Source organism: Bradyrhizobium hipponense (assembly GCF_008123965.1).
GTDB classification, from domain to species: domain Bacteria; phylum Pseudomonadota; class Alphaproteobacteria; order Rhizobiales; family Xanthobacteraceae; genus Bradyrhizobium; species Bradyrhizobium hipponense.
The window spans coordinates 99447-113266 of the sequence record NZ_VSTH01000023.1; the positions used below are offsets into that span (position 1 = coordinate 99447).

Annotated in this window: 18 protein-coding genes; 4 read left to right on the forward strand and 14 right to left on the reverse strand. The window is 63.8% G+C overall.

The window, feature by feature from the left end; translation table 11 throughout:
• Nucleotides 1-15: 15 nt before the first annotated feature.
• The 14 genes from flgH to motA all read right to left on the reverse strand — a co-directional run bounded on the left by flgH (nt 16) and on the right by motA (nt 9956).
• The gene (gene flgH, locus FXV83_RS08975; protein ID WP_148738824.1) at nt 16-711 is read right to left on the reverse strand and encodes a flagellar basal body L-ring protein FlgH; all 696 of its coding nucleotides are present in this window, start codon (nt 709-711) and stop codon (nt 16-18) included.
• Nucleotides 712-1479, reverse strand: coding sequence for a MotE family protein (locus FXV83_RS08980; RefSeq protein WP_148738825.1), 768 nt, complete (start codon nt 1477-1479; stop codon nt 712-714).
• A gap of 67 nt (nt 1480-1546) precedes the next feature.
• Nucleotides 1547-2677: a flagellar basal body P-ring protein FlgI gene (gene flgI, locus FXV83_RS08985; RefSeq protein WP_148738826.1), complete on the reverse strand. Its 1131-nt coding sequence runs from the start codon at nt 2675-2677 to the stop codon at nt 1547-1549.
• Nucleotides 2674-3150, reverse strand: a complete 477-nt coding sequence (gene flgA / locus FXV83_RS08990; RefSeq protein WP_187435768.1) for a flagellar basal body P-ring formation chaperone FlgA — start codon at nt 3148-3150, stop codon at nt 2674-2676. The genes flgI and flgA overlap by 4 nt, the downstream gene beginning before the upstream one ends.
• Before the next feature lie 13 nt (nt 3151-3163).
• Nucleotides 3164-3952 (reverse strand): flagellar basal-body rod protein FlgG, encoded by a 789-nt coding sequence (gene flgG, locus FXV83_RS08995; RefSeq protein WP_148738828.1) that lies wholly within the window; start codon nt 3950-3952, stop codon nt 3164-3166.
• Nucleotides 3953-3969: 17 nt separating this feature from the next.
• The gene (gene fliE, locus FXV83_RS09000; RefSeq protein WP_148738829.1) at nt 3970-4299 is read right to left on the reverse strand and encodes a flagellar hook-basal body complex protein FliE; all 330 of its coding nucleotides are present in this window, start codon (nt 4297-4299) and stop codon (nt 3970-3972) included.
• 2 nt (nt 4300-4301) lie between these two features.
• The gene (gene flgC / locus FXV83_RS09005; protein ID WP_148738830.1) at nt 4302-4718 is read right to left on the reverse strand and encodes a flagellar basal body rod protein FlgC; all 417 of its coding nucleotides are present in this window, start codon (nt 4716-4718) and stop codon (nt 4302-4304) included.
• A gap of 11 nt (nt 4719-4729) precedes the next feature.
• Nucleotides 4730-5131 (reverse strand): flagellar basal body rod protein FlgB, encoded by a 402-nt coding sequence (gene flgB / locus FXV83_RS09010; RefSeq protein WP_148738831.1) that lies wholly within the window; start codon nt 5129-5131, stop codon nt 4730-4732.
• 64 nt (nt 5132-5195) lie between these two features.
• Complete coding sequence (flhB, locus tag FXV83_RS09015) at nt 5196-6281, reverse strand: flagellar biosynthesis protein FlhB (protein WP_148738832.1); 1086 nt, start codon at nt 6279-6281, stop codon at nt 5196-5198.
• Between the two features lie 13 nt (nt 6282-6294).
• Nucleotides 6295-7335 (reverse strand): flagellar motor switch protein FliG, encoded by a 1041-nt coding sequence (locus FXV83_RS09020; RefSeq protein ID WP_148738833.1) that lies wholly within the window; start codon nt 7333-7335, stop codon nt 6295-6297.
• Nucleotides 7336-7337: 2 nt separating this feature from the next.
• Nucleotides 7338-7712: a flagellar motor switch protein FliN gene (fliN, locus tag FXV83_RS09025; protein ID WP_148738834.1), complete on the reverse strand. Its 375-nt coding sequence runs from the start codon at nt 7710-7712 to the stop codon at nt 7338-7340.
• A gap of 114 nt (nt 7713-7826) precedes the next feature.
• Nucleotides 7827-8141 carry a hypothetical protein gene (locus tag FXV83_RS09030; RefSeq protein WP_148738835.1) on the reverse strand — a complete coding sequence of 105 codons (315 nt, stop codon included), beginning with the start codon at nt 8139-8141 and terminating at the stop codon, nt 7827-7829.
• Nucleotides 8122-9063 carry a flagellar motor switch protein FliM gene (locus FXV83_RS09035; protein WP_148738836.1) on the reverse strand — a complete coding sequence of 314 codons (942 nt, stop codon included), beginning with the start codon at nt 9061-9063 and terminating at the stop codon, nt 8122-8124. The genes FXV83_RS09030 and FXV83_RS09035 overlap by 20 nt, the downstream gene beginning before the upstream one ends.
• Complete coding sequence (gene motA, locus FXV83_RS09040; RefSeq protein WP_148738837.1) at nt 9060-9956, reverse strand: flagellar motor stator protein MotA; 897 nt, start codon at nt 9954-9956, stop codon at nt 9060-9062. Before motA ends, FXV83_RS09035 begins: the two co-directional genes overlap by 4 nt.
• Nucleotides 9957-10098: 142 nt before the next feature.
• Here motA and FXV83_RS09045 point away from each other — a divergent pair, with 142 nt between their 5' ends.
• From FXV83_RS09045 to FXV83_RS09060, 4 genes are read left to right on the forward strand one after another with little or no spacing between them, the layout of a single operon-like run.
• Nucleotides 10099-10887 carry a DUF1217 domain-containing protein gene (locus tag FXV83_RS09045; protein WP_187435769.1) on the forward strand — a complete coding sequence of 263 codons (789 nt, stop codon included), beginning with the start codon at nt 10099-10101 and terminating at the stop codon, nt 10885-10887.
• A gap of 3 nt (nt 10888-10890) precedes the next feature.
• The gene (flgF, locus tag FXV83_RS09050; protein WP_148738839.1) at nt 10891-11619 is read left to right on the forward strand and encodes a flagellar basal-body rod protein FlgF; all 729 of its coding nucleotides are present in this window, start codon (nt 10891-10893) and stop codon (nt 11617-11619) included.
• Nucleotides 11620-11655: 36 nt separating this feature from the next.
• Nucleotides 11656-12981 (forward strand): flagellar protein export ATPase FliI, encoded by a 1326-nt coding sequence (fliI, locus tag FXV83_RS09055; RefSeq protein WP_148738840.1) that lies wholly within the window; start codon nt 11656-11658, stop codon nt 12979-12981.
• 14 nt (nt 12982-12995) lie between these two features.
• Nucleotides 12996-13325 (forward strand): hypothetical protein, encoded by a 330-nt coding sequence (locus FXV83_RS09060; RefSeq protein ID WP_148738841.1) that lies wholly within the window; start codon nt 12996-12998, stop codon nt 13323-13325.
• Nucleotides 13326-13820: the final 495 nt, after the last annotated feature.

Sequence of the window (13820 nt, forward strand, 5' to 3'; positions counted from 1 at the left end):
TTGGATTCTCGAGCCTCAGAACGGCGCAACGGCGTCATAGATCCGATGTCCCCATCCAGGCTGCTGCACGTCCGACAGATTGCCGCGACCGCCATAAGCGACGCGCGCCTCGGCGATCTTCTCGTACGAGATCGTGTTGGTTCGCGAAATATCGCGCGGACGCACGATGCCGCCGACGTTGAGCACGCGCAGCTCCGTATTGACGCCGAACTCCTGCGAACCGCTGATCATCATATTGCCGTTCGGCAAGACGTCGGTGACGATCGCGGCGATCGACAGCTTGATGTCCTCGGTGCGATCGATCTGGCCGTTTCCTTTGATCTGGGTGTTGGTGCTGAGGTTGGCGTTGGTCTGGCCCTTGTCCTGCCATCCGGCGACATCCATCAGCCAGTCGAGCCCGAACTTGATCTGCGAATCGCGCGACCGGCCGGTCTTGTTGTCGAGCTTGGCCTTGTCCTGCATCGAGATGATCACCGTCACGACGTCACCAACGCGGCGGGCGCGGGGATCGCGGTAGAGGTCGGTGCCGTCGTCCCAGGTGGAGCGATAGCTGACGGGCGTGCGCATGCGGGGCGTCACCGGAATCGGGTCGGCCTGCGTCCTCAGGCCGCTGCCAACGGGCGACAATTTCGGACCGGTCAGGAGCTCGGCCGGATCATGCGAGCAACCGGCCAGCAACATGAGCAACAGGATGAGGATCGGCTTCTTCATCTACCTGGTCTTTCCGTCATCCACACGACGCATTCCGCCAAGCAGATCGGCGAGGTGCGCCGCGCGTGCCGTATCCATCTCGTTGAAGATTGCGCTCGAACTCCTCGGGCTGAGCTTGGCGAGCACGGCCGCGGCGGTCTCGTCCGCCATCCCGGCGATCTGGGTGGCCGCAGCATCCGGCTTCATGCGCGAATAGATCTCGACGACGCTCGCTTCGGCCTTCTTGAGGAAGTCGTCGCGCAGCGCCATCCACTTCTCGTATTCGGCGCGCTTGGCCTCGACCTCGGCGATCCGCTCGCGGAGCTGGTTCTCGGCCTTCTCCAGCTCCTTGAGCTGCCAGGCCAGCCTTGCATCGACGGCAGGGTCGGCCACGTTGCTGCAGAACAGGGCGACCTCATTGTCCGCGGGCACGGCGGCCTGCGCCGGTGCAGGCTTCGGCGGCGCCGTGACGCTGGCGGGCTTGGCCGGGCGTGCGGGCGCGGCTGCCGGCACCGGCGTGGCTGTCTCGGGAACTGGCACTGCACCGGTGATTGCGGGTCCTGAGTCTTCGGCCGCCCAGGCCGTCGCCCGCACCGCCGCAGCGTCGCTCGGGAACGACGTGACGTTGCGGGGCTTCTGAGGTCCGCCCGCCCGCGCGCGCGCGAAGGAGAGAAGGTTGAGCGGCTTCGAAGGCGTTGGCTCGTCCAGCGCTAGTGCCGGCGATACGCTCGCAAGCGCGGACAGCGCGACCAGGAGGAGGAGTTTGGCTTTGTGATCCAGCTTCAGCATCGGGCCGCGTGCGATTCTCGGTCAAGTCCTGAGCATTGAGCGACCAAGCTTGCACGACGCTTGTGCATCATTGCACGATGACATCGGCCTGGAGCGCACCGGCCGTCTTGATCGCCTGGAGGATGGCGATGATGCCGGACGGCTTCAGGCCGATCTGGTTCAGCCCGCGCACCAGGCGCTGGAGATCGACGCCACTGAGGATCGCCACCTGCGATCCGGCCTCGTTGGCCTCGACCACGGTCTGGGGAACGACCACGGTCTGGCCCCGCGAGAACGGCGCCGGCTGCGACACCACCGGTAGCTCGGTGACTCGAACCGTCAGGTTGCCGTGCGTCACGGCCACGGTCGAGATTCGCACGTCACGTCCAATCACCACCGTGCCGGTGCGCTCGTTGATCACCACCCGCGCCGGCGTGTCGGGCTCGACGGTGAGTTCGCCGATTTCGGCAAGGAAGCGGACGGGACCGATATGGCGCGGCTTGGACAGCACGATGGTCCGGAAGTCGCGCTCGAAAGCGATCTGTGCGCGGTAGCGACCGCCGGCGTAGCGGTTGATGGCATCGAGGATTCGCGTCGCGGTGACGAAATCGGGATTCTTGAGCTCCAGTACCAGGAATTCCATTTCATGGAGACTTCCCTGCACCTCGCGCTCGACCAGCGCGCCGTTCGGGATGCGCCCCGCGGTCGGCGTGCCCTGGCTGACGTTCTGGGCCTGACCTCCGACGCTGTAGCCGGCGACCGTGACAGCGCCCTGGGCCACCGCATAGACCGCGCCGTCGGCCGCGCGAAGCGAGGTCATCACCAGCGTGCCGCCGAGCAGCGAGGTCGCATCGCCGAGCGACGACACCGTCACGTCCATGCGCTCGCCCGGCCCGATCGACGGCTGCAGGTCCGCGGTCACCATCACGGCGGCGACGTTGCGGGTGCGCAAGGTCGTCGGGCGCGGAGGATTATTTGTGCTCGTCGTCTCGTTCCTGACGTTGATACCCATGTTCTCGAGCATCGATTGCAGGGACTGCTCGGTGAACGGAGCGTTGCGAAGCGTGTCGCCGGTGCCGTTCAGGCCGATGACGAGGCCGTAACCCACGATCTGGTTCTCGCGCAATCCCTTGATGTCTGCGATGTCCTTGATGCGGACGGCAGCCTGTGCGCCAGCCGCGGAGACGACGACCATCAGCGCAAGCAGAAATCTGATCATGACCCGTCCACGACCTTGACGGTGCCGTCCGGCTGGACGATGCCTCTGATGATCACGCCGGTATCGGTGTTTCGTATCGGGATGAGAGCGCCGGGCGCGCCCGACTGCATCGCCGAGCCATAGGTCACGATCGACAGGCCGCTGTCTTCGACCACGACCTTGACCATGGCGCCGCGGGCAACGGTCCAGGGATCCTCCACCGAATTGGTCGGGATCGGCTGGCCTGGCAGCAACGCGCGCCGCGCCATGCGTCCGACGAGGACCTGGCGTCCTTCGATGAACATGGCCACGCCGAGCACGTTCGGCGCAAAAGCGCGCTCGGTGATCATGTCGTCCCTGATCAGCTCGCCGGCGCGAATCGACACCGCCGGCACGGGAAGCCGCCGCTCCTCTGCCGCGGCCAAGCGCGCGGAGACGAGAACCAGCAGCGCGGAGGCCAACCCACGCGCGATCAGGCCCACCCTGTTCAACATCGACACACCGGAACTAGCGAAGGCCCTTCGATACGGTCGACGCCATCTCATCCGAAGCCTGGATGACCTTGGCATTCATCTCATAGGCGCGCTGCGCCGAAATCAATTCGGTGATTTCCTTGACGGGATCGACGTTCGAAGCCTCGAGGTACTTCTGGTTGATCTTACCATAGCCGGCATCGCCCGGCAGACCGACGACGGGCGTACCGGACGCCGTGGTCTCGCGATAGAGATTGCTGCCCAGCGGCTCGAGGCCCGCTTCATTGGCGAAGTTGGCAAGGTTGAGCTGGCCGATCTGCCGCGGGGTCACCTCGGTATCGAGCTTGGCAAACACCTGTCCCGTCTGGTTGACCGTGACCTCGACCGTTCCCTGCGGCACCGTGATCGAAGGATCGAGCAGGTAGCCGTCAGTCGTGACGAGCTGACTGTTGGCATTGGTGTTGAACGAGCCCGCGCGGGTATATTGCACCTCGTTGTTCGGGCCCAGCACCTGAAACCAGCCCCGGCCGTTGATCGCCATGTCGTAGGGGTTGCCAGTCTGCGTGAGCGCGCCCTGGATGTGCAGCTTGCGAATGGCCGCAGACTTGACACCGAGGCCGAGATTGGCGCCTTCCGGGATCGGCGACGAACCCGAGACGTTCGAGACGCCCTGCATGCGGTCCATCTGGTAGAACAGATCGGTGAATTCCGCCCGCGCCCGCTTATACGAGGTCGAGTTGATGTTGGCGATGTTGTTGGCGATGACTTCGATGTTGGTCTGCTGGGCATTCATGCCCGTGGCCGCAATGGCAAGCGATTTCACAATGTGACTCCTTCAGATCAAATCGACATACGAACGACTTCTTGATAGGCCTGCACGACCTTGTCGCGGACCGCGACCGCCGTCTGCAAGGCCTGCTCGGCCGACATCAGCGCCTCGACGACGCGCCGCGTCGATTCCTTGCCCTGCATTGCCGAGATCGATGCCGATTCGCCCGCCTTCAGCGTACCGATCGCGTCCGAGGTCACCTGCTTCAGCACGGAGTCGAAGCCGACGCCGTCGCCCGACTGGATTGCGGGCGTCGCTGCCGGCGCGATGGCCTGCGTCTCGGTCGCGCGGGCTACCGCCTGGCCCGCCGAGATCGCCGTGGATGAAATCGCCTCTAGCATTATCAGCTCCTCAGAAGATCGATGGTCATGCCCAGCATCGACCTTACCTGCTTCACCACCTGGAGATTGGCCTCATAGGATCGGTTGACTTCCCGCATGTCCGCCATCTCGACCATCATGTTGACGTTGGGAAGCTTGACGTAGCCGGCCTTGTCGGCGGCTGGATGTCCCGGATCGTACTCCACGCGGTACGGCGTGGTATCGACTCCGATTTCCTTGACCTTCGCGAGCTGCGCACCCGCGGCGCGATCCAACGCAGCATCGAACGTGATCGTCTTGCGCTGATAGGGTTCGGCGCCGGCGGTGCGCCCCGTCGAGCTCGCGTTCGCGAGGTTCTCGGAGACGACGCGCATGCGCGTCGACTGTGCTTCGAGTCCGGAGCTTGCGACGGTCAACGAGGACTGCAGGGCGTCCAGCATGTCAGTTTACCTCAGGCCTTTGCACTGGACAGGACCATGCGGTGAAACGACCGCACGATCGCCGAATTCATCGAATAGTCGCGATTGACGTCGCTGCCCTTTATCATCTCCTGCTCGAGGCTGACCGAGTTTCCGGAGTGAACCACTTCCCAACTGTCCTTCTTCGCCGTCGCCCGCGTATCGGTCTCGGCCGCGGAGAGCTGCATGTGCGAAGGCGATGTGGTCGCAAGCCTGACCGGCATTCCGTCGAGAATCTTGTTGAAGGGTTCGACGTCGCGCGCTTTGAAGCCCGGCGTGTTGGCGTTGGCGACGTTAGTGGCGATAGTCGACTGGCGAAGCTCGAGCCAGCGCGCTTGCGACGATGCGAGTTCAAAGAGATAAAGCGGTCCCACGACAGTCCCATTCTGGTCCATTCGGGAGAAGCCTAGAACTACAAGCTTTCCTCAGGCTGATGCGCGGGACGCCGTCCTCGGAAATCTACTGAACCTTCTCGGGCCGCGGCGATTGCTTCGACTGAAGGAAGTAAATGATCTCGGCGACGGGCCGGAAGAACTCGGCCGGAATCACCTGGTCGACCTGAACCGCCTCGTAGAGCGCACGCGCCAGCGCCTTGTTCTCAATCACCGGGATTCTGTTCTCTTCGGCGACCTCGCGGATCTTGAGCGCAAGCGCGTCCATGCCCTTGGCCAATACGAGCGGTGCCGGGTTCTCCTCACGGTGATATCGCAACGCGATCGCAAAATGCGTCGGATTCGCGATCACCAGCGTCGCACGCGATGCGGACGCGATCATTCGCTGGCGCGAGCGGTCGCGCGCCAGCGAGCGCAGGCGCGCCTTGATCAGCGGATCGCCCTCCGCCTGCTTGTGCTCGTCCTTGATCTCCTGCCGCGTCATGCGCAGCTCGCGCCGCCAGTGGAAGCGCGACCAGGCGAGATCGATCGCGACCAGGACGATGGTCGCTATGCAGATCGCCGAGACGATCCGCATCGCGATGCTGAGAATCATCTCCGGCAGCGCGACGGGATCGGTGTACATGGCCTCGAACGCCCGGGCTTCCGACGCACGCAGCACGACCCCGACGACGACGCTCACCGCGGCGAGCTTGAACAGCGACTTGGCGAACTCCACGAGTCCCTGCGTTCCGAACAGCCGGCTCCAGCCCTGCACCGGCGAAATTCGCGAAAGGTCCGGCTGGATACGCTCGAGCACCAGGCGCGGCGCGTTCTGGAGCAGCGAGGCGGCCAGTCCGAACACGGCCATGATGACGACCAGCGGCACCAGGAAACGCAGCGCCTGCAGGCCCACCACGGTGAGCAGGTTCTGCGCGTCCGCCCCCGTGCTCAGCGGAAAGCCCTCGGGATCGTCGAGAAAGCTCGTCAGGGTCGGCGTCAGTTGCTGCACGCCCTGACTGATCAGGAACGCCTGTATGACCATCAGCGCCGCCATCGACGCGAAGATGGAAGCCTCCCGAGAGACCGGGATTTTGCCCTGTTCGAGCGCATCGCGGACTTTCTTCTCGGTCGGCTCTTCTGTTTTGCTCTCCTGATCGGATGATTCTGCCATGCCCTGTCAGCGGTCAGCGGAAGACCAGCTCATCCTCCTGCTCGGGGTTGAGCTCGATTTCACCCTTCTCTGCCAGGTCGAGCGCGAGGTCGGTGATCACCCGCCGCGCCTCGAGCACGTCGCGCTGGTTCGACGGCTCGCCGATGGCCAGTTCGTGCTCGACGACGCGCCGGACGCGCGAGGCGACCGAGGACAGGATCAGCTCCCGGAAGTGCTTGTCGGTGCCCTTCAGGGCGATGACGATGCGATCGGTTGGCACCTGGTCGAAAATCATGGTGCGCGCCTTCGGGGTCAGATGGATGACGTCGTCGAAGGTGAACAACAGCTCCTTCAGCACTTCGGCCGACTTCGGCCGCTTCTCCGACAGGCTCTTCAGCATGTCCTCGATGTGGCCACGCTCCATCTTATTGATGATATCGGCCACGCGGGCGTAGGTGTCCGCGCCGAGATTGCGGGCAAAGTTCAGCGTCAGGTCCTCGTGCAGCGTCTTTTCCAGGACCTTCATGGCGTCGTCGACGATCGGCTTCAGGCTGAGCACGCGCCGCATCAGCTCGTTGCGCAGGCTCGAGGGAAGCTGGCTCATGACCTTGGCGGCGCACGCCGGCTTGACCTTGGACAGGATGAGCGCCGCGGTCTGCGGATGCTCCTTGGAGAGATAGCTCGCGAGCGAGTTTTCCGACACCGACGAGACGCGCTCCCAGACCGACCGGCTCGAATTGCCGAGCAGATCCGACATGATCGCCGAGACCTGGTCGGCCGGAAGCACGTCGCCGAGCACCGCTTCCAGGCCGCCGAGGGTGCCGAGAATGTTGGCGCCCATCGAGAACTGCTGGGCGAACTCCTCGACGATACCCTCCAGCTCCTGCGCCGTGATCGGCCGCAGCTCCGCCGCGGCCTTGGTGACGATGCGGATCTCCTGCGGCTCGAATTGCTGGAGCACGCTCGCGGCCGCCTGCCGGCCCATGGCCAGCAGGAGCGCCGCGACCTTTTCCGTTCCACCGAGCGTGGCAACGCCTCGCTGCTTGATGGGCGCGATGCCGACCTGTGCCGCCATGGTCAGGTTTCACCCTGCCCCAACGGCCCGACAATCTCGGTCAGCGAGACGCCGAAACGGGAATTGTCCTCTTCGACAACGACGACCTCGCCGCGTGCGACGACGCGGCCGTTGACCACCACGTCGACGGGCTCACCGACCCTGTGGTCGAGCGGTACCACGGCGCCGCGTCCAAGTTTCATCAGGTTTGCCACCGGGATGGTCGCCGAGCCCAGCACCACCTGCATGGTGACGGGGATGCGCAGGATCGCATCGACATTGGCGAACTTGCCGGTCTCCTCCGCCGTACGGGCGGCGATCTCCGCCAACCGCTCCAGCGGAGACGTCTCGGTGTCTGCCGATGCAGATGCAGACTCATAGTCGAACGATTGCGCCATTTGGTATCGCCTCTTGGTATTTCCAGTCCCGGAGCGCCGCCCCTGGATCATTCCCCCGCCTGCGGGCCGCCGTCAGATGACGTTTTGATCGTAAATGTCCCGCAAGTCCCAACTTCAATGCGTGTTCGCCTCGGTGCCGCTCGTGGTCGTCGCGGGCGCAAGCCCGCGCCGCGCATCCAGCGCCGCAATCGCTTCGTGCGCCTGATCGATCTTCGCGCTCAACACGTTGGCGAGCCGCCCGAGATTTGCGGTGGAATCGTGCGCCGCGGTGATGACCGTATCGAAGGCGCCCGCCGTCTCGTGGACGATGGTCGAAAATTCGCCCTGGTAGCTGCGCAGCCGCGCCAGCTCGCGGTGCATCCGCGTCACCCGCATGCTGGTGAAGGCGAGCGCAATCAGCAGCACGGCATCAACGAGATAGGATATCATCGACGAACTCCCGTTTCTGATCGACGGGATCAGCCACCTGCATGGCGTAATAGCCATCAAGCTGGCCGATCTGACACCAGAACAGCACCTGGTTGTTGCTCTCGAGCCGAGCCAGCGTGCGCGGCGTGGCTTCGAGTTCGAGGACCTGCCCGACCTGGAACTTCACGACGTCGCCGAGGGAGATCATCTTTTCGTCGAGCACGGCGCTGAGCGTAACTTCGGTGCGATGGACCTCGCTCTCCATCTGCTCGCGCCAGCGCGGATCGGACGCCCGGCCGTCGCTGACGACCACGGTCGCGAGCTTCTGACGCAATGGATTGAGCGCAGAGTGCGGGATGATGAGGAACATCTGGCCGCCGCGGTAGAGCGCCTGCAACATGATGTTGGCGCAGATCGACATGTTGCCGCTGCGACCGATCGCCAGCGAAGCCATCGCCGTCTCGACCCGCTCGACGCGGAAGGTGACGTTGGAGGTACCGGCGAAGGAGGATTGCAGTGCCTTGGCGAACCGCTCGAACAGCGCCTGGACCAGGCGGATTTCGATGTTCGAGAAGGACCGCTCGACGTCGAGCGGCGGTTCGGCGCCGTCGGAACCGAACATCGCCTCGACCATCGTGAACACGAAATCGCGGTCAAGCATGATCAGGATTCTGGAATCCCACTGCTCGGCATAGAGTACCGCCGCAACGGCATTGGCCTCGTAGTCCTTGATGATGTCGCCAACGCGTCCGTTCGTGATGCCGTTGACGGAGAAATAGCAGGGTGTTCCGGCTATCGGCTGGAGGCTGTCCGTGCACGATGCCGCCATGCGATCGAAGATCACATTGAGCATCGGCATACGCTCGATCGATATGCCGGCAGCATCCAGCAGGTAGTTCGGCAGCCGCTTCTGCTGATCGACGTCGAGGTCTTCCGTCATCATGCGCGTGCAGCCTTCGGTTCGGCATCGGTCGCGACGGCCTTGGGACCGGCGATCGTCTCGTTCTCGACGACGTCGATCGACGGCCGCTCGGTACTGGCGATCATCTTGCGACCGTGCTCGACGGCGATTTGCGGCATGGCACCGTTCATGAACGCAAGCAGCGTCTGCTTGACGATGATGTAGGGCCGGCAGCGCTTCTCGCGCGTCAACTTGATCTTCAGCGCGAAGGGCGAAATGATGCCATAGGACAGGAAGATGCCGGCGAAGGTGCCGACGAGCGCCGCGCCGATGAAGCCGCCCAGGAGCTTCGGCGACTGGTCGAGCGCGCCCATGGCCTTGATGACGCCGAGCACCGCGGCGACGATGCCGAGCGCCGGCAGCGCCTCGGATACCACCACCAGCGCATGGTAGGGCGACAGCTTGCTCTTCACGATGGTATGGATTTCCTCGTCCATCAGCGCCTCGATCTCGTGCGTGCGCGCATTCCCCATGATGATGAGGCGGACATAGTCGCAGATGAACTGGAGTAGCGAGGCATCTCCGAGCACGCTCGGGAACGCCTTGAAGATCTCGGAGGACGCGGGATCGTCGATATGCGCCTCGACCTCGTTGCGGCCCTTGCCCCGCAGCTCTCGCATCAGGGCATGGAGAGCGCCGAGCAGATCGAGATAGTAGCGCTCACCGGGCACCGCGCCGGTGACGGCCTGCGCACACGCAAGCCCGGTATCCACGACCACCTTCCATGGATTGGCCATGATGAAGGTGCCGGCCGCGGTGCCCATGATGATCACGAACTCCCACGGCTGCATCAGCACGCCCAGATGCCCGCCCATGGCGGCAAATCCGCCGAGCAGCGCCGCTACCGTGATGACGATCCCCACGAAACTGCCCAACACGCCGCTCCATCACCGATCCCATCGGGAATAACTAGCCGGCGACGCTTGCGCGAAGCTGGCTTCCCCCTCGCCAGCCCCGCGCAAGCAACTGGCGGCAGCTTGAGACGACGTCGCAATGGCGGCCAGAGGGGCGCGTGTCATGCTATCCACGATCGCGGACTACACCAGACTGACCAAGGACATGGGCAAGTCGCTGACGCAGGTCGCGAAGCAGCCGGATGTCAGCCGCGAGACCGATTATTTTTTCAGCCATATCGGCAACGTGAAGACCATCGACGATTTCCTGAAGGACTATCGCCTCTACTCCTATGCGATGAAGGCCTATGGCCTCAGCGACATGGTCTACGCCAAGGCGTTCATGCGCAAGGTGCTGACCGAGGGGATCGCGAACAAGGACACCTTCGCCAACAAGCTGACCGACACCCGCTACCGGGAATTCGCCGCCGCCTTCAACTTTGCTGCCCTCGGCAGCAAGGCGACCCAGACCGCCGCGGCCACGACCGGCACGGCAACCCAATATGTCACGCAGACGATGGAGCAGAAGGCCGGCGACCAGAACGAGGGCCTGCGGCTGGCGCTCTACTTCACGCGCAAGGCCTCCACGATCAAGAATTCCTACCAGATTCTCGCGGACAAGGCGCTGACGCAGGTGGTCCAGACAGCGCTCGGCCTGTCGTCGACCATCAGCTCGGCCGACATCGACGCCCAGGCCAAGATGATCACCAGCAAGATCAAGCTTACTGATTTCCAGGACCCGACCAAGGTCAACAAATTCGTGCAACGCTTTGCCGCGATGTGGGATGCGGTGCAGGCCCAGAGCGACAACTCGACCAACCCCGCGTTGGTCTTGATCGGCGGCGCGTCGACGACGACCAGCATGGATACCGACATGCTCTCGAAACTTCAGTCCATCAGGTTCGGAAAGTAAGTCATGCAATCGGCTCTCTATGTGGGATTGTCGGCACAGGTCGCTCTTGAAAAGCGCCTCCAGACGATCGCCAACAACGTCGCCAACGTCAACACGGCGGCGTTTCGCACCGACGTGGTGAAATTCGAGACCGTGCTATCGCGCGCTGGTGCGAACCCCGTCGCGTTCTCCTCGCCCGGCGACAACATCATTTCGCGCGAACTCGGCAATATCACCGAGAGCGGCAACCCGCTCGACGTCGCCGTGGTCGGACAGGGCTGGCTCGCCTTCGCCGGACCGAACGGTACGGTCTATACCCGTGACGGCCGGCTCCAGATCGCTCCCAACGGCGATCTTCAGACCGTGACCGGTTTCCCCATCGTCGATTCCGGCGGCGCGCAGATCACGCTCGACCCGAACGGCGGACCGGTCTCGATCTCGCGGAGCGGTGCGATTACCCAGGACAACAACGAGATCGGCACCATCGGCCTGTTCAACATTCCCGCCGATGCCAATCTCGAGCGCTACGGCAATTCCGGTGTCACGCCCGACCGGCCTGCGACCGCCATCTCGGATTTCGCCCGAGACGGCTTCAAGCAAGGCTATGTCGAGGGCTCCGGCGCCAATCCGATGATGGAATTGACGAAGCTGATGTCGGCCTCGCGCGCCTTCGACGGCACGAATTCGCTGGTCGAGGGCACGGAGAGCGCGCTCCAGAACGCAATCCGGACGCTGGGCGATCCCGGCAGGTAGACTGCGCCTCGTGCGCAATGAGAGTGGACGGTTTCCTTGAACGCTCTTCGGCAACTTGAATGGGCGCTGCTGGAGCTTCAGCAGAGCACTCCCCTTGCAAGCGTCAGCGGAGCGATCTCGGAGATCGCCCCGACGCATTTCCGTGTTTCCGGCCTGTCGCGCTTCGTCAGGCTCGGCGAGCTCATCGGCGTCAATTCGGGCGGCAAGCCCCAGATCGGCGAGGTGGTGCGGATCGACAGCGAAGGCATCATCGCCAAACCGTTCGACCGCCAGTTCGCGGGCGGCCTCGGCTTGGTCGCCTACCGGATGCCGCCCTTGTCCTTCGCGCCCGATCCGAGCTGGAAGGGACGCGTCATCAACGCGCTCGGCGCGCCGCTCGACGGACAGGGTCCCCTCACCCCGGGATCGCGGACTGTCTCCGCTGAGGCGGAGGCGCCTTCGGCCATGAAGCGCGCCCGTGTTCACAAGCCGCTGTGCACCGGCGTGCGCGTCATCGATCTGTTCGCGCCGATCTGCGCCGGCCAGCGCGTCGGCATCTTTGCCGGCTCTGGCGTCGGCAAGTCGACGCTGCTCGCGATGCTCGCCCGCAGCGAAGGTTTCGACACCGTCGTCCTGGCCCTGGTCGGCGAACGCGGCCGCGAGGTGCGCGAATTCATCGAGGACGTGCTCGGCACCAACCGCAACCGAGCCGTCGCCATCGTGTCGACGGGAGATGAAAGCCCGATGATGCGGCGTTTGGCGCCGAAGACCGCGATGGCGGTCGCCGAATATTTTCGTGATCGGGGCGAATCGGTCCTGCTCGTGGTCGATTCGATCACCCGTTTCGCCCACGCCGCCCGCGAGGTCGCCCTCGCCGCCGGCGAACCGGCGGTCGCGCGCGGTTATGCGCCGACGGTCTTCACCGACTTGCCGCGCCTCCTCGAGCGGGCTGGCCCCGGCGAGGAGGGAACCGGCACGATCACCGGCATTTTCTCCGTGTTGGTCGACGGCGACGATCACAACGAGCCGATTGCCGATACTATCCGCGGCACGCTCGATGGGCACATCGTGCTCAGCCGGCACATCGCCGACCAGGCGCGCTATCCGGCCGTGGACGTGCTGGCCTCAGTCTCTCGCCTCGCCCATAACGTTTGGGACCCAGAGGAGCGCGAGCTGGTGAGCAAGCTGCGCACCATGATCGCCAAATACGAGGACACCCGCGACCTTCGGCTGATGGGCGGATATCAGTCGGGACGTGATTCGGGTCTCGACCAGGCGGTCGACATGGTGCCGCGGATCTACAACGCGATGCGGCAGGACGCCTCGGCGCCGCCAAGCGCCGATCCGTTTCGCGAACTCAGGGACATGCTCAAGGGCGACTAATCAGGGAAGACGGCGTGCGCTTCGCGCCCGCGCTCTCCCCTGCTCGCTTTTTTCAACAGTCGATCGCGCATGGCACCCCGCTTCCGGCGCATGCCAATGCATCGCCGCTATCAGCCTGGGTATCAACCATCCGGATGGGCGGCGCGCGGCCGTGGCGAAAACGACCGAACGCATCATTCTGCGATCGTCGGCCGAACAACCGGCGCGTGCATTCCCTCCGAGTTCCCGGCGATTCTTCCGGCCCATCGCACAAGGTTGTGGATGACATGCCCATGTACATCGTCGTCATGCACAAGCTTCGATCAACTGCATCAACGACGAACAACAACATGCTGTGCAATTAAACCGTCGTATAGTTGCGTGCATGCTGCTTGCGGAGCAGCGCATTGTGTTCACTATCATGTGTCCCGAACAGCGAGATTGTCTTGAACGTTACATTCGCCTGCAGCGACATCCGGTCTCGAGGAGTGTCTCTACTTGATTTTGTTGAGAAGCTCATTCATCGTTTCGGTGGAGTATAAGAAACGCGTGGCTTGTGACTTGAACGTTTAGGGGCTTCGGTTGAACAACTCCGATCCATCGTCCGCTGGTGACGGCAACTCGGGCTCCACGGCGACGACGCGATTGACATGCGATCAGCGACGCAGCCTCCTGCTCCGGACGATGCAACGCCCATGGGTCGAGGTCGGGCGCGTTGCAGTCCGTGCGTTCGAACGAGAGCCGGGTATGACGTGCTCATCGGACAGCTTCGGTCGTCTGATGTCTCTCGATGGATTCGCGAGCCAGGGCGCAAGGCGGCTTCGGGACGCCGCAGACGAAGTTCCGGGGACGAGGTAGAT

Bases quoted from the DNA above. Each gene is read 5' to 3' on its own strand.
- flgH (WP_148738824.1), bottom strand. From the start codon at position 711: ATGAAGAAGCCGATCCTCATCCTGTTGCTCATGTTGCTGGCCGGTTGC.
- FXV83_RS08980 (WP_148738825.1), bottom strand. From the start codon at position 1,479: ATGCTGAAGCTGGATCACAAAGCCAAACTCCTCCTCCTGGTCGCGCTG.
- flgI (WP_148738826.1), bottom strand. From the start codon at position 2,677: ATGATCAGATTTCTGCTTGCGCTGATGGTCGTCGTCTCCGCGGCTGGC.
- flgA (WP_187435768.1), bottom strand. From the start codon at position 3,150: ATGTTGAACAGGGTGGGCCTGATCGCGCGTGGGTTGGCCTCCGCGCTG.
- fliE (WP_148738829.1), bottom strand. From the start codon at position 4,299: ATGCTAGAGGCGATTTCATCCACGGCGATCTCGGCGGGCCAGGCGGTA.
- flgC (WP_148738830.1), bottom strand. From the start codon at position 4,718: ATGCTGGACGCCCTGCAGTCCTCGTTGACCGTCGCAAGCTCCGGACTC.
- flgB (WP_148738831.1), bottom strand. From the start codon at position 5,131: ATGGACCAGAATGGGACTGTCGTGGGACCGCTTTATCTCTTTGAACTC.
- flhB (WP_148738832.1), bottom strand. From the start codon at position 6,281: ATGGCAGAATCATCCGATCAGGAGAGCAAAACAGAAGAGCCGACCGAG.
- FXV83_RS09020 (WP_148738833.1), bottom strand. From the start codon at position 7,335: ATGGCGGCACAGGTCGGCATCGCGCCCATCAAGCAGCGAGGCGTTGCC.
- fliN (WP_148738834.1), bottom strand. From the start codon at position 7,712: ATGGCGCAATCGTTCGACTATGAGTCTGCATCTGCATCGGCAGACACC.
- FXV83_RS09030 (WP_148738835.1), bottom strand. From the start codon at position 8,141: ATGATATCCTATCTCGTTGATGCCGTGCTGCTGATTGCGCTCGCCTTC.
- FXV83_RS09035 (WP_148738836.1), bottom strand. From the start codon at position 9,063: ATGATGACGGAAGACCTCGACGTCGATCAGCAGAAGCGGCTGCCGAAC.
- FXV83_RS09045 (WP_187435769.1), top strand. From the start codon at position 10,099: ATGCTATCCACGATCGCGGACTACACCAGACTGACCAAGGACATGGGC.
- flgF (WP_148738839.1), top strand. From the start codon at position 10,891: ATGCAATCGGCTCTCTATGTGGGATTGTCGGCACAGGTCGCTCTTGAA.